The sequence below is a fragment of the Ruegeria sp. AB7 genome, from assembly GCF_056542625.1.
In genome coordinates, this window is the sequence record NZ_JBQGAC010000001.1 from 688,249 (window position 1) to 699,934 (window position 11,686).

An 11,686-nucleotide genomic window follows, 5' to 3' on the forward strand; every position below is an offset into this window, starting at 1 on the left:
CGAACAGGCGAGGGCCATGGAAGGTTTTACAATAATTGACGGGGTTGTGGCCCTGATCATCGTGCTGTCGGGCTTGCTGGCCTATTCGCGCGGTTTCATGCGCGAGGTTTTGGCCATCGCAGGTTGGGTCGCCGCGGCAGTTCTAGCATTCATCTTTGCGCCGCAGGCTGTGCCGCTGGTCAAAGAAGTGCCAGTGGTCGGTGAATTCCTGCGCGATAGCTGTGAGCTTTCGGTGATTACCGGCTTTGCCGCCGTCTTCGCCATTGCACTGATCGTGGTCAGCATCTTCACGCCGCTATTCTCTTCACTGGTGCAGCGTTCTGCGCTTGGCGGCCTGGATCAGGCGCTTGGCTTCTTCTTTGGAATCGCACGCGGCATATTGCTGGTTGCGATTGCGTTCTTCGTCTACGACACCGTGATGACCGGTCAATCCTACACGATGGTCGATGAAAGCCGCTCGGCCAAGGTGTTCGAACAGTTCAGCAGCAAGATCGAGGAACAAAACCCCGAGGCGGCGTTGGGTTGGGTTACCGCCCAGTACGAAGAGCTGGTCGCAAGCTGCACCGCCGACAACGCCTCTGAGGGTTAATCAAACCAAATTCCAAAGAAAAGCCCGGTTTCAGCCGGGCTTTTTTGCGTTTGGTTCGGAAAAATCAGATAAACCCTTCGCCACCACAAATATTGCACCGGATGGTCTTCAGGCCAAAGCATCCGTCACATCGGCTTGAGATCGGCTTGCCATACTGGTCTCGGCTCTTGATCACTTCACCGGTTCCCTTGCAGATCTCGCAGGGTGCGCGCCCTGCCCCACGACATCGGTGGCAACGCCGCTTGACAGGTTTGTCCTTCGGTGTGTTTTGCTTGTGTTGCCACATGGCGTCTGCTCCACCAGGTATTGCCGGACTGCATGCAAAAAACCTTCGTAATGATATGACAGCATAGGTCTGTACATTTGTCATCCTAAACCCGCGGCGTGTACAATTCGCACCTGCGTCAAATCGCGAATGTGATCCTTTGATGACACACGCATCGTTTGGCATTATGTGGAGGCCATACCGACATGGAATCGGAGCTGCCGACCTTGCTGTATCTGTTTTCTTATGCGCTAGCCGCTTTCGTGCTTGTGCCTGAGTCCCGTGCAAACGGACCAAAACACACCATTCAGATACCCGTCCGCACCCGATCCGACCTGAACGCCATCCTAAGCAAGTCATAGAAATTGGAGCCCGTGTATGTGTGGGATTTTGGGGATCGCAAGCCGGACACATGATGTCTTTGCGGAAATCTATGACGGCTTGCTGATGCTTCAGCACCGAGGTCAGGACGCTTCGGGGATCGTCACCTACAACGGCGAGTTCTTCCGTGAGAAGAAAGCAAATGGTCTCGTCAAAGACGTGTTCAATGCCAGTGACGCCGAAACCCTGTTGGGAAAGGTCGGCATGGGCCATGTTCGCTATCCAACCGCTGGCTCGCTCAGCGCGGCCGAGGCGCAACCATTTTTCGTGAACGCGCCTTATGGCATCTATCTGGTTCACAACGGCAACATCACCAATACCGAAGAACAGCGCGAAAAGGTAACTGCCAAATACAGCCGTCACCTGCGCACAACTTCGGATTCAGAGGTCCTTCTGAACGTACTGGCCGACAAGGTCGCTGATGCGATCAAGGTCAATGGTAATGCTGATCCGATCCGCAACCTGTTTGCCGGTGTCAAAATGACGATGGAGCGGGTTCAGGGGGCGTATTCGGTGATCTGCCTCGTCGCGGGCGTCGGGATGCTGGCCTTCCGCGATCCTTACGGCATCCGACCTTTGTCTGTTGCCAAACGTGCTGCAACGGGTGACGGCGATGATTATGCCTTTGCGTCCGAAGATGTGGCATTCGGCATCAACGGTTTTGACAAGCTGCGCGACCTAGGTCCCGGCGAGGCGATCCTTATCGACCTCGACGGCAATATGCACGAGTTCCAGGCCGTTGAAGGTAAACTGACACCCTGCATCTTCGAGTATGTCTATCTGGCCCGACCGGATTCGTTGCTGGATGGGGTGTCGGTTTACAAAACCCAGATGCGCATGGGGCAAACGCTGGCCAAGCAAATTCAGGACTCGGGACTTGAGATCGACCGGATCATCCCTGTGCCAGATAGCGCCCGCCCTGTCGCGCTTGAGGCCGCAAAGATCACAGGCATTCCCTATCGCGAGGGGCTTGTTAAGAACCGTTATGTTGGCCGCACCTTCATCATGCCGGGCCAGGAAGAACGGCAGAAATCCGTGCGACGCAAACTGAACGCGGTGCCTTTGGAGTTTGACGGTCATAACGTACTGCTGATCGACGATTCGATCGTGCGCGGCAATACAATCAAAAAGATCGTCCAGATGTGCCGTGAGGCCGGCGCCAAAAAGGTCTATATCGCCAGCGCCTCGCCCCCGGTGAAATACCCCAATGTCTATGGCATCGATATGCCAACCCGACACGAGCTTGTCGCGAATGGCAAAGAGATCAAGGAGATTCGCGAAGAACTGGGTGCGGATGCGCTGTTCTACCAACATCTCGACGATCTGATCTGGGCTGCCAAGGAAGGCAACCCCGAGATCGAAGCCTTTGACTGTTCCTGCTTTGACGGCAACTACGTCACCGGCGTCGACGAGGAATATCTGGGTAGTCTGGAAAACAGCAGTCGGGTCAGCAAAAAGCGTGAGGATATGCAGGTGGTCGGCAGTTCGTGGAACGCGGCGAAACTTGCCTCGGGGTGATCGGGCGAATCGCTTTGTCCTGAGGCGCCGGCCAGGAGACTTGCGCTAGCGGCCATAGGTCAGAATCCGCCGACAACCTATTGCTGAACAGGCTGCATTTGCAAAGGGTTCGGTATGCGGCATTCGAACCGCTTCCAACCGAGTGCTGCCGGCCTTTTGGTCCGGCAAAGCCCGTGTTACCCGGATGCCGAAAACCACTCACAAAACGGGGTCCGGGCGCGCAGCTCGGCCACAGATCATGGCAAACGCAACGGTGAAAAGCGCCGCCACACAAGCGGGGGCGCTCAAGAAGAACGCGGTCTCGGTATTGGGCATTTTTGGGCCCAAGGCGGACCTACAAGCCCTGGTCCGCATGTCGTCGGGGCGCATTAAGAAAGTGAAACCCGGCAGTCGTGTCGGCCCGGGTAAGGTGGTCGCCATTGATGAAAATGGCGTTGTGCTGCGACAAAGCGGCCAGAACCGCCGGATCGACATCCCCGGCAGCTGATCCTGACTTGACGCCCTGCGCGTGCAGGTTCAAACCCCCCTCATGACCGATCAGACCAAAATCGCCCTTATCACCGGGGCTTCTCGCGGGTTGGGCGCGGCGCTGGCCGAAGCGCTGGCCCCCGACTATCACATCGTCGCTGTCGCTCGCACTCAGGGCGGGCTGGAAGAGCTGGATGACCGCATCCAGGCGAAGGGTGGCTCGGCCACTCTGGCCCCCATGGACATCACCGATCCCAATGCGATGGCGACCCTGTGCCGGGGCATTCACGATCGCTGGGGCAAGATCGATTTGTGGTTGCATACTGCAATCCATACCTCAGCCCTGACGCCAGTGCATTTCGTTGATCCGAAGGAATGGAACAAGGCAGCCAGCATCAATGCAAACGCCACCTCGGTTCTGATCCCGTATGTCGCGCCTTTGTTGGGCGAAACTGGCCATGCCGTGTTCTTCGATGACCCGAAGGCAGGCGAGAAGTTCTATGGCATCTACGGCGCCACCAAAGCGGCGCAGATGGCGCTGGCTCGCAGCTGGGCGACCGAGACCGCGCGGACAGGACCGCGCGTGTCGATTGTTGAGCCTGCACCGATGCCGACCGCCGTACGTGCGCGTTTCCATCCCGGTGAGGATCGGGATGTATTAACCAGCACTGCGGATGAGGCGGCGCGGATTATAGCACTGTTGTGAGAATGGCCCTGACGGGCCATGCCTCCGGCGGAGGTATTTCTGGCCAGATGAAGCGCGCGGACTAACCGATATGGACGCCGTTTCGCCCGGCGAGGTCGACGAAGAATTGCCAGGCGACGCGGCCCGAGCGTGCCCCCCGGGTGGCTTGCCACTCGATGGCTTCGGCGCGCAGAGTTTCGGGATCAACCTTGACGCCATGAGCGGCGCAGTAGCGATCGATCATCGCTAGATATTCGTCCTGATCGCAGGGGTGGAACCCCAGCCACAGGCCGAAACGGTCAGAGAGTGAGACCTTCTCCTCGACCGCCTCGGACGGATTAATGGCGCTGGAGCGTTCGTTTTCGATCATGTCGCGCGGCATCAGGTGGCGGCGGTTTGATGTGGCGTAGAACACAACGTTTTCCGGGCGACCTTCGATACCGCCATCCAGCACGGCCTTGAGCGATTTGTAATGCTGGTCATCGTGGCTGAACGACAAATCATCGCAAAACAGGATGAACCTGTGCGGCGCGGCACGCAAGTGGTTCAGCAAGCGCGCGACCGAGCCCATATCCTCGCGCTGCAATTCGACCAGTTTCAGGTCAGGATGCTCATCCTGCAACGTACCGTGCACCGCTTTGACGAGGCTGGATTTCCCCATTCCGCGCGCGCCCCACAAGAGCGCGTTATTAGCCTTGTAACCCGCAGCAAAGCGGCGCGTGTTGTCCAGCAACGTATCGCGGGAGCGGTTGATCCCCACCAATAGATCAAGGTCGACCCGATTGACCTGTGTGACGGGTTCCAGCCGGTCAGGCTCGACATGCCAGACGAAAGCCGGGGCCGCGTTGAAATCAGGTGTCGCCAGCGGCGCGGGCGCCATGCGTTCCAACGCGTCCGCAATGCGATTCAGGGCTTGGTCGTCCATCGGCTCCTCCGGGATGTTCTGGCGGAGTTCAACCATGTTCCGATCAACACAACAAGAGTAGCAATTGAAAAAGGCGCGCCTACCTTAGGCGCGCCTTTAAAGCTATTGGAACAGGTTACTTGTTCTCTTCGTAATCCTGCATCACGTCTGCGTCGGCTTCGGCCTCTTCATCGTCGTAGTATCCATCGGCGCGCAACTGTTCTTCGCGCTTCTTCTCGACACGGGCGACCAGGAATATTGAAATTTCATAGAGCCCGTAAACTACGACAAAGAGGATGATCTGGGTGATCACGTCCGGCGGTGTGACAATCGCAGCCAACACCAGAATGCCTACCACCGCATATTTACGCACTGCCCCCAGACCTTCGGCACTGACAAGTCCGGCCTTACCCATCAGTGTCAGCAATACGGGCAATTGAAAGCACAGGCCAAAGGCAACGATGAACTTGATGGTCAGGTTGAGATATTCCTGCGCCGAACCCTGAAACACCACGCTCAAAGGTGCGGTTGCGCCTTCTGCTACAGCTTCCCCTTCCGCTCCAAACTGCTGGAAACCGAGGAAGAAGTCATAGGCCAGTGGCGTGACCACATAAAAAGCGAAGCTTGCGCCCAGCAGGAACATGAAGGGAGAGGCCAGCATGAACGGCAGAAACGCGTTCTTTTCCGATTTATACAGGCCCGGCGCCACGAACCTCCACATCTGCATCCCGATATAGGGAAAGGCCAGAATGAACCCGCCCAGCAGCGAAACCTTGATCGCTACAAAGAACCCTTCCTGCGGCGAGATGAAGATCAGCCCGCAATCCTGTCCACGCTCGGTCAACACCTCACATAGCGGTTGCGTGAGGAAGTTGAACAGTGGCGTGGCCACGGTGAAACAGATGATCATACCGATCAGAAACGCCACAACGCAGTGGATCAGCCGCGTACGTAGCTCGGCCAGGTGCTCGATCAGGGGTGCCGAGCTGTCCTCGATCTCGTCGGTCTTGGTCATGTTTTGCTTTCGGTTTTCAGCGCTGCTTCGGCCTCTTCCGCCTTGGCCAGCGCATCCGCGGCTTCCTTGGCCTTGCGTTCAGCGGCAGCGCGCGCCGTTGTGGCTTGGATCTTCTTGGCTTGCTCTGCTCGCTCGGCGGCCAGCTTGCCGGTCTCGCTGTCAGGGTCGAACTTGGTTGGGTCGATGGATTTGGCCACGTCGCGCGCGGCTTCGTTGATCCCGTCCATCGCTGTACTAACCGGGTTGGTCGCCGCGTTCAGGCCCTTCTTGATCTCATTGACGCCTGCTTCGTCCGCAGCCTCGTTCATTGCAGTGCTGAATTCGCGCGCCATGCCGCGCGCCTTGCCGACGAACCGTCCGACATTGCGGAACAGCACAGGCAGGTCCTTTGGCCCCACCACGATCAACGCGACGATGCCGATGACCAGAAGCTCGGTCCAGCCCAGATCAAACATCTAGGCTCAGACCTTGTCTTTGTCAGTCTCAGGCGTGACGTCTTTGGCCAGCTCAGACGCGTCTTGTTCCAGCTCTTCCGAACCTTCCTTGATGCCTTTTTTGAACGAGGTAATGCCTTTACCCACTTCACCCATCAGCGAGCTGATCTTGCCGCGTCCAAACAGGACGAGAACCACAACAGCAATCAGCAGGATACCCGGAAGGCCAATATTGTTGAGCATGACTTGTCTCCTTCTACGTCGGCGCAGCGCGCCGTGAATATGTCTGGCCCCGTGTCTACGCCCGTACGGGCATCAGCAAAAGTGCGACAGATCAAATCCGCGCGCAAAATTGAACGGATCATGCGTTTTTTGCGGACTCGCATTTCTCAACTGACAGGTTTATGTCAGTTGATATCACCTAGAAGGACGATATCGAAACCTGGTCTACGGAGAACCACATGACCCATGTCGCAGAAATCGTCACCTTTACCCTTGCCGACGGCACAAAGCCCGAACAGTTCGTCAGGCTAAGCCAAGCCTCCGAAGCCTTCGTCCGCGCGGCTCCCGGCTTTACCCACCGCCAGCTAAGTCATGGCGAAGATGGCCGCTGGACCGACTATGTCGTCTGGACCGATATGAAATCCGCAAAGGATGCCGCTGCTGCATTCATGCAGCAGGATTTTGCACCCGCTCTGATGGCGGCAATCAACCCCGACAGCGCCCAGATGCGTCACGAGACCGTGCTATGGAACATGACCGCCTAAGGGCGGCTCAGACGGCGTGTCATGCGCCGCACTGACCGCCTGTTCGACATCATACAGATCCTGCGCGATGGAAACTTGCACCGCGCGCAGGACATCGCGGACCGACTTGAGGTGTCGGTCCGTACGATCTATCGCGATATGGGCACGTTGGTGGCCTCGGGCGTTCCTGTAGAAGGCGAACGCGGCGTAGGTTACTTGGTGCGTGAACAGATCACGCTGCCCCCGCTAAACCTGACACCCGCCGAGCTTGAGGCTCTGAACCTCGGCATGGCGATCGTTGCCGAGGCCGCCGATCCCGATCTTAAATCCGCCGCGGAATCTCTGGCCGAGAAAATCGACGCCGTCTTGCCCACGCAGGTCATTGCCGAGGCCGACAGCTGGAAATTCGCGGTCTATCCCTTCGCTGATGTCGTACGCGGAATGGCACATATGGCCCCGATCCGCGCCGCGATCAAATCGCGCCAGAAATTGCAGCTCAGCTACCGTCGCATTGACGGCGCGCTGACCGAACGCACTATACGACCGCTAAATATGGAATACTGGGGCCGTGTGTGGACACTGACTGCCTGGTGCGAGCTGCGCAACGACTTCCGCGTCTTCCGCATCGACCTGATAGAAAACGTCACGCCTCTGCCGGAACTCTTTACTGACGAACCGGGTAAACGGCTCAGCGACTACGATCCCAATGCGTGATCCGTCCTTCAACTGGCCCCAATTACCTCCGCCGGAGGCATGGCCCGGAACGGGCCATTTCGGTCACTTCAGGTAAGGCTCGGGATCAACCGACTCGAACCCTTTGCGCACTTCGAAGTGCACATATGCATTGTCGCCCCCGCGAAGCGAGGCGATCTTCTGTCCCCGTCGCACCCGATCACCTTTCTTGATGGTGATATTGTCGACATTGGCATAAACAGTCAGCAAGTCATTGTTGTGTTTCACAACGATGATCGGAACCTGATCCGCATCCGCGGTGATCGCGGCGACCGTGCCTGCCTCGGCCGCACTGACCGACGCGCCTGGCGCTGCGGCGATATCTATCCCCTCATTCTTACCCTTCTTGTAGGTCCGAATGATGGTGCCGCTCACCGGACTTGCCAGCGCCGAGCTTCCCGAATTGGTCGGGGCCTCGGCTGTGATATCCGGCGCAGGCGTTGCCGCGGCAACTTTCTCATCCGGCAATGGCTGCGTCGCGCTCGGCGGCGTAGGAGTTGGTGAGCCTTCGCCCGGTTGGGTTACCGCAGTTGCCGTGGCGGCCGGCGCTGCTGCCCGAGGTGCCGGTTGATTCTTGACCGGGATCAACAGGTACTGGTCTTCGCGCACCATAAAGTCTGGTCCCAAACCGTTCCATTCTGCCAGAGACTCCACAGGCACCTGATAGAGGCGCGAAATTGTATAGGCTGTCTCACCCCGCTTGACCTTGTGCCGGATCGGCTCAGGCCCCGTAGCAACTGGTGCCGGAGCCGCAGCAGGTTGCGCGGGCTCCAATGTCGATGTCTGTACAGATCCTGTGTCCGGTGCCTCGTCAATCGCGGTTCCGGCAATGGTCGCAATATCAACATTGCTCGTCCCACCGACCGAGCGCGGCAAGGCCAAAACTTCACCGTCTCGCAGGCTGTCATTTGGCTGCAATCCGTTAAACCGGGCCAATTCGGCCACCGGCATGCCGATCCGGGTGGCGACCTCGCCAACTGTATCCCCACGGCGGGCTACCGCGACCTGATAGTTCGGATAGGTGATCACGCCACGCGCATCCGGCGTCGGGCGGTTGGCGGTCGCTGCAAGGGCGGCATCTGCAGTGGAGAACCCGCCGACATTGCCGCGCAGGTCATAGTCATATGGCCCTTCACACCCGGCCAGAATTGCCAGTGCGGCAACACCTGTCGCATAGCGGCGCATTGCTGATTTGGAAACTGCTCTCATTTTACTGTCCTCAACACCTGCCCCTGTTCTCCGGGGTTCTAGCGCCTCTAATATACCTTTACGCTCCGTCTTTTCCCAGCCCCTCAAGCAAGGGCACAAAACGAACCGGCAACAATTCGTCGTAGTCCAGACCGGTTTCAGTGCGCGTGACCCGGATTAGGGTCTGCACCGCGTCCGACTGGCCCACGGGTAACACCATGATACCGCCGATTTTCAACTGCGCCAAGAGCGGCCCCGGAGGATCTTCGGCGGCCGCGGTCACAATGATACGGTCAAACGGGGCCTGTTCGGACAGGCCAAACGATCCATCCGACAGCATCGCAGTCACATTCGTCAGCCCCAGCTCACGGAACAGTTCTCCCGTTTCGCGCACCAGCCTCTTGTGCCGCTCAACCGTGTAGACCCGGCGCGCCAGCTTGGACAGGATCGCCGCCTGATAGCCCGAGCCGGTGCCGACCTCTAGAACCGTATCACGCGGACGCACCTGCAGCGCCTGCGTCATCAGCCCCACAACCGAAGGCTGGCTGATGGTCTGTCCACAGGCAATCGGTAGCGGAGTGTCCTCATAGGCCCGGTCCGCGAACAGGCCTTTGACAAACTGCCCCCGGTCAACCTGCTCCATCGCCGCCAGCACACGTGCATCCGTTACCCCGCGCGAGCGCAGGGCAAACAGGAACTGCATTATGGTTTCTGCGCTTGGCCCAGTCATTCGATGACCTTTAGCGCCTCGAGCGTGTCATATGCTGTCAGATCAGCGCGCATCGGAGTGACCGAGATATACCCTTCCAGATTGACCGCCGCATCCGTGCCCGGAGCGGTCGGGTTATGCTGATACCCGCCCTTAATCCAAAGGAACCGGCGACCCGAGGGCGAGCTGTGCGGCTCGACAGAGAAATGTGTATCGCGTCGGTACCCCTGCGGGGCCACGCGCGTACCCAGCACCTCATCTGCGGGAACCGGAGGGAAATTCACATTATAGAACAGACGATAGTCGCCCTGCTGCTCGGGTGTCGCATCAAGAATGCGGCGCACCAGATCGGCCCCAAATTTGGCAGCCGCCTCAAACGGATCGTCCAGCCCCAGATTGCGCGGCCCGAAATACTGAGACAAGGCAATCGCGGGCACACCTTGCAGCGCCGCCTCCATCGCGCCGCCGATAGTACCCGAATACAGCGTGTTTTCAGCCGAGTTGTTGCCCCGGTTTACCCCTGACAACACCAGATCGGGCGGGGCGTCCTTCATCACGTCGTGCAAACCGGCCAACACGCAATCCGCCGGAGACCCTTCGGCGGCATAGCGGCGCTCGCCTAGTTTGGCGACCATCATTGGGTGGGTATAGCTAATGCAATGGCCCACGCCTGACTGCTCAAAGGCAGGCGCGACGACCCAGACCTCGCCATCGGGACCGGCCAGTTCAGCCGCGATCGCTTCAAGCACAATCAGTCCCGGCGCATTGATGCCGTCATCATTGGTCAGAAGAATTCGCATGCCCGGTCCACCCCTCGTTTTGCCCTTGATAGACCCGCCTCAGCGCTGCGACAAGCAATGCACATGCGCAATCTGAGGCTTTCACGCACCACTTGGATGAAAATGCAGGATTTGAGCGTCAGGCCGGGAACACAAAACACCGGTCGCGGCGAATGGTCAGCCACATGACACGGCCCTCTTTGGGCACAAAGACGTTCGGAACCGTCGCCTTCAGGATCGAGCCATCATAGTCCATGCGAAACTCGACAAGGCTTTCATTTCCCAAAAACCGAGCACGCTCAACCACGCCTCGGGCGGCAATGCCGTCTGTCGGCGTCGGCGCAGGCCCTTTGCCATTGCGGTCGAAGTCCAGCTTGACGTGCTGGGGTCGAAACACGATTTCAACATCGGTTGCGTCCGGCACACCGGGCGCAAGAAAACGGCCAAACGGAGTATGCGCCAACGCACCATTAACTTGAGCCTTCAACACATTGATATCACTAAAAAACGAAACTGCTGCCTTGTCTGCAGGCCGGGTATAGACATTGTATGGCGCCCCCTGCTGCACAATCTTGCCACGCCGCATCAGCGCGATTTCATCAGCCATTCGCATCGCCTCGTCCGGCTCATGCGTGACCAACAGAACAGCAGCGTCCTCTTCTTTGAGGACTGCGAGCGTTTCGTCCCGAATGCCGTCGCGCAAACGGTTATCGAGGCCCGAGAACGGCTCATCCATCAGCATGATCCGCGGACGTGGGGCCAAAGCACGGGCCAGAGCAACCCGCTGCTGCTCACCCCCAGATAACTGATGCGGAAATCCATCGATGAACCGCATCAGATCGACCTTGGTCAGCAGTTCCTCGACCCGCGCGCGTTTCTGCTCTTTGCTGCCTTTCAGGCCGAACGCGACGTTATCCGCCACGCTGAGATGCGGAAACAGCGCAAAATCCTGAAACATCAGCCCAATCTCGCGCCGTTCGGGCGGTACTCGGAACACCGTGTCACAGATCAGCTTGCCATCTACATAAATCTCGCCCGAGGTCTGCATTTCGACCCCCGCGATCATCCGCAATGTGGTCGACTTTCCGCAGCCCGAAGGCCCCAGCAGGCAAGTCACCTGCCCCGCGTGTACGGTCAACGATACATCATCCACGACCGTCCGCCCGCCAAAGCGCGCAATCAGATTGCGGATTTCCAATCGAGGAGGAGTTGTCGTCACTGTCACCGATGGACCCCATTGCCTTTCCCGATCAATTCCATCGGGCTTAGGCGG

Annotated in this window: 15 protein-coding genes; 7 read left to right on the plus strand and 8 right to left on the minus strand. The window is 58.4% G+C overall.

Annotated elements, in window-relative coordinates; translation table 11 throughout:
• Positions 1 to 16: 16 nt before the first annotated feature.
• The 5 genes from ACR0EN_RS03450 to ACR0EN_RS03470 all read left to right on the plus strand — a co-directional run bounded on the left by ACR0EN_RS03450 (position 17) and on the right by ACR0EN_RS03470 (position 3,927).
• Complete coding sequence (locus tag ACR0EN_RS03450; RefSeq protein ID WP_170421967.1) at positions 17 to 589, plus strand: CvpA family protein; 573 nt, start codon at positions 17 to 19, stop codon at positions 587 to 589.
• Between the two features lie 471 nt (positions 590 to 1,060).
• The gene (locus tag ACR0EN_RS03455) at positions 1,061 to 1,216 is read left to right on the plus strand and encodes a hypothetical protein (protein WP_170396817.1); all 156 of its coding nucleotides are present in this window, start codon (positions 1,061 to 1,063) and stop codon (positions 1,214 to 1,216) included.
• Positions 1,217 to 1,232: 16 nt separating this feature from the next.
• Positions 1,233 to 2,753 carry an amidophosphoribosyltransferase gene (gene purF, locus ACR0EN_RS03460; RefSeq protein WP_480585214.1) on the plus strand — a complete coding sequence of 507 codons (1,521 nt, stop codon included), beginning with the start codon at positions 1,233 to 1,235 and terminating at the stop codon, positions 2,751 to 2,753.
• Positions 2,754 to 2,991: 238 nt separating this feature from the next.
• Positions 2,992 to 3,240 carry a hypothetical protein gene (locus tag ACR0EN_RS03465; RefSeq protein ID WP_170396813.1) on the plus strand — a complete coding sequence of 83 codons (249 nt, stop codon included), beginning with the start codon at positions 2,992 to 2,994 and terminating at the stop codon, positions 3,238 to 3,240.
• A gap of 42 nt (positions 3,241 to 3,282) precedes the next feature.
• Positions 3,283 to 3,927 carry an SDR family NAD(P)-dependent oxidoreductase gene (locus ACR0EN_RS03470; protein WP_170421973.1) on the plus strand — a complete coding sequence of 215 codons (645 nt, stop codon included), beginning with the start codon at positions 3,283 to 3,285 and terminating at the stop codon, positions 3,925 to 3,927.
• Between the two features lie 61 nt (positions 3,928 to 3,988).
• Here ACR0EN_RS03470 and ACR0EN_RS03475 read toward each other — a convergent pair whose 3' ends face one another.
• From ACR0EN_RS03475 to ACR0EN_RS03490, 4 genes are all read right to left on the minus strand, one after another.
• Positions 3,989 to 4,831: an ATP-binding protein gene (locus tag ACR0EN_RS03475; RefSeq protein ID WP_170396985.1), complete on the minus strand. Its 843-nt coding sequence runs from the start codon at positions 4,829 to 4,831 to the stop codon at positions 3,989 to 3,991.
• A 115-nt stretch (positions 4,832 to 4,946) separates the two neighbouring features.
• Positions 4,947 to 5,825 carry a twin-arginine translocase subunit TatC gene (tatC, locus tag ACR0EN_RS03480; RefSeq protein WP_170396809.1) on the minus strand — a complete coding sequence of 293 codons (879 nt, stop codon included), beginning with the start codon at positions 5,823 to 5,825 and terminating at the stop codon, positions 4,947 to 4,949.
• A complete protein-coding gene (tatB, locus tag ACR0EN_RS03485; protein WP_480585217.1) occupies positions 5,822 to 6,280 on the minus strand; it encodes a Sec-independent protein translocase protein TatB in 459 nt (152 codons plus the stop codon). Before tatB ends, tatC begins: the two co-directional genes overlap by 4 nt.
• A gap of 6 nt (positions 6,281 to 6,286) precedes the next feature.
• A complete protein-coding gene (locus ACR0EN_RS03490) occupies positions 6,287 to 6,502 on the minus strand; it encodes a twin-arginine translocase TatA/TatE family subunit (RefSeq protein ID WP_010440381.1) in 216 nt (71 codons plus the stop codon).
• 218 nt (positions 6,503 to 6,720) lie between these two features.
• Between ACR0EN_RS03490 and ACR0EN_RS03495 the strand changes: the two genes are divergently transcribed.
• Positions 6,721 to 7,026: a hypothetical protein gene (locus tag ACR0EN_RS03495; protein WP_170406158.1), complete on the plus strand. Its 306-nt coding sequence runs from the start codon at positions 6,721 to 6,723 to the stop codon at positions 7,024 to 7,026.
• Positions 7,027 to 7,047: 21 nt separating this feature from the next.
• Positions 7,048 to 7,719 carry a helix-turn-helix transcriptional regulator gene (locus ACR0EN_RS03500; RefSeq protein ID WP_480585220.1) on the plus strand — a complete coding sequence of 224 codons (672 nt, stop codon included), beginning with the start codon at positions 7,048 to 7,050 and terminating at the stop codon, positions 7,717 to 7,719.
• A gap of 63 nt (positions 7,720 to 7,782) precedes the next feature.
• Here the strand turns inward: ACR0EN_RS03500 and ACR0EN_RS03505 are convergent, their stop codons facing one another.
• The 4 genes from ACR0EN_RS03505 to ACR0EN_RS03520 all read right to left on the minus strand — a co-directional run bounded on the left by ACR0EN_RS03505 (position 7,783) and on the right by ACR0EN_RS03520 (position 11,638).
• Positions 7,783 to 8,946 carry a peptidoglycan DD-metalloendopeptidase family protein gene (locus ACR0EN_RS03505; protein WP_170817845.1) on the minus strand — a complete coding sequence of 388 codons (1,164 nt, stop codon included), beginning with the start codon at positions 8,944 to 8,946 and terminating at the stop codon, positions 7,783 to 7,785.
• A gap of 58 nt (positions 8,947 to 9,004) precedes the next feature.
• Positions 9,005 to 9,655, minus strand: coding sequence for a protein-L-isoaspartate(D-aspartate) O-methyltransferase (locus ACR0EN_RS03510; RefSeq protein ID WP_170509978.1), 651 nt, complete (start codon positions 9,653 to 9,655; stop codon positions 9,005 to 9,007).
• Positions 9,652 to 10,434, minus strand: a complete 783-nt coding sequence (gene surE / locus ACR0EN_RS03515) for a 5'/3'-nucleotidase SurE (protein ID WP_170406170.1) — start codon at positions 10,432 to 10,434, stop codon at positions 9,652 to 9,654. The genes ACR0EN_RS03510 and surE overlap by 4 nt, the downstream gene beginning before the upstream one ends.
• A 118-nt stretch (positions 10,435 to 10,552) precedes the next feature.
• Positions 10,553 to 11,638 (minus strand): ABC transporter ATP-binding protein, encoded by a 1,086-nt coding sequence (locus ACR0EN_RS03520; RefSeq protein WP_170396795.1) that lies wholly within the window; start codon positions 11,636 to 11,638, stop codon positions 10,553 to 10,555.
• Between the last annotated feature and the right edge of the window lie 48 nt (positions 11,639 to 11,686).

What these genes read in the sequence shown, in the direction of transcription:
- surE (WP_170406170.1), bottom strand. Translation starts at nt 10,434, where the DNA reads ATGCGAATTCTTCTGACCAATGATGACGGCATCAATGCGCCGGGACTG.
- tatC (WP_170396809.1), bottom strand. Translation starts at nt 5,825, where the DNA reads ATGACCAAGACCGACGAGATCGAGGACAGCTCGGCACCCCTGATCGAG.
- ACR0EN_RS03510 (WP_170509978.1), bottom strand. Translation starts at nt 9,655, where the DNA reads ATGACTGGGCCAAGCGCAGAAACCATAATGCAGTTCCTGTTTGCCCTG.
- ACR0EN_RS03470 (WP_170421973.1), top strand. Translation starts at nt 3,283, where the DNA reads ATGACCGATCAGACCAAAATCGCCCTTATCACCGGGGCTTCTCGCGGG.
- purF (WP_480585214.1), top strand. Translation starts at nt 1,233, where the DNA reads ATGTGTGGGATTTTGGGGATCGCAAGCCGGACACATGATGTCTTTGCG.
- tatB (WP_480585217.1), bottom strand. Translation starts at nt 6,280, where the DNA reads ATGTTTGATCTGGGCTGGACCGAGCTTCTGGTCATCGGCATCGTCGCG.
- ACR0EN_RS03450 (WP_170421967.1), top strand. Translation starts at nt 17, where the DNA reads ATGGAAGGTTTTACAATAATTGACGGGGTTGTGGCCCTGATCATCGTG.
- ACR0EN_RS03490 (WP_010440381.1), bottom strand. Translation starts at nt 6,502, where the DNA reads ATGCTCAACAATATTGGCCTTCCGGGTATCCTGCTGATTGCTGTTGTG.
- ACR0EN_RS03455 (WP_170396817.1), top strand. Translation starts at nt 1,061, where the DNA reads ATGGAATCGGAGCTGCCGACCTTGCTGTATCTGTTTTCTTATGCGCTA.
- ACR0EN_RS03505 (WP_170817845.1), bottom strand. Translation starts at nt 8,946, where the DNA reads ATGAGAGCAGTTTCCAAATCAGCAATGCGCCGCTATGCGACAGGTGTT.
- ACR0EN_RS03465 (WP_170396813.1), top strand. Translation starts at nt 2,992, where the DNA reads ATGGCAAACGCAACGGTGAAAAGCGCCGCCACACAAGCGGGGGCGCTC.
- ACR0EN_RS03475 (WP_170396985.1), bottom strand. Translation starts at nt 4,831, where the DNA reads ATGGACGACCAAGCCCTGAATCGCATTGCGGACGCGTTGGAACGCATG.
- ACR0EN_RS03495 (WP_170406158.1), top strand. Translation starts at nt 6,721, where the DNA reads ATGACCCATGTCGCAGAAATCGTCACCTTTACCCTTGCCGACGGCACA.
- ACR0EN_RS03500 (WP_480585220.1), top strand. Translation starts at nt 7,048, where the DNA reads ATGCGCCGCACTGACCGCCTGTTCGACATCATACAGATCCTGCGCGAT.